At 77.0% G+C, this 612-nt stretch carries 1 pseudogene; it reads right to left on the bottom strand.

The annotated features are described in order from the left end of the window. A pseudogene (locus AC2W7M_RS27025) lies at window positions 1-198 on the bottom strand (ATP-grasp domain-containing protein); the annotation flags it as partial. Window positions 199-612: the final 414 nt, after the last annotated feature.

The following is a 612-nucleotide window of genomic DNA, read 5'->3' as shown; positions in this document are numbered from 1 at the left end:
GGGCGGTCGCGCTCTTGCGGGAGCAGGCCTCCACCGCCTCGCGTCGCTGGCGACGAGGCGCGCGCCGCCGCGCCCCAGCCGGCGGATCATGGCCGCGAGCAGGCCCGAGGTCTCCGGCGCCACCGGCCAGATCACGTCCGCCTGCGCCGCCAGCGCGCTCCACGCCGCCCACGGGTCGGCGCCCTCCGGCACCGGGATCGAGGCGTCGCTGGGGCGGGCAGCCGGTCGTCATGGGCGGTGAGCACCTCCCGCACGCCGGGCAGCAGCAAAGGTCGGCGCAGATGGCGGTCGCGCATGCGCGTGCCCTCCGGCACCGAAGGTCCTGCGGCAGCCGGCCCGTCCCTGAGGCCGCCCGCGGTCACGAACTCGCAGACGAAGACGCGCACAGGGGGGGTCCTTCGGGCGGGAGGGACGGGCGGCGGCGAGGCGAGCGGCGAGCGGCTCGGCCATGTCGCGGCCCGGTGGCCTCGTAAGGCCCTTCCAGGCTGCATGGAATCACTCAGACATAAGCCGCCCGTCCCGATCGGCGATGATGTCGACACCCGCATGGTCGGCGCCGACCGCCGCGGCCGCCCTGACCGCCGAGCGCGGCGAGCGGCCCCTCGGCCGCGA

The sequence above is a fragment of the Xanthobacter sp. BG11Y11_SDJG genome, from assembly GCF_057364445.1.
Note: the sequence above shows the minus strand (reverse complement) of the source record. Positions and strands in the feature narration are given on the sequence as shown.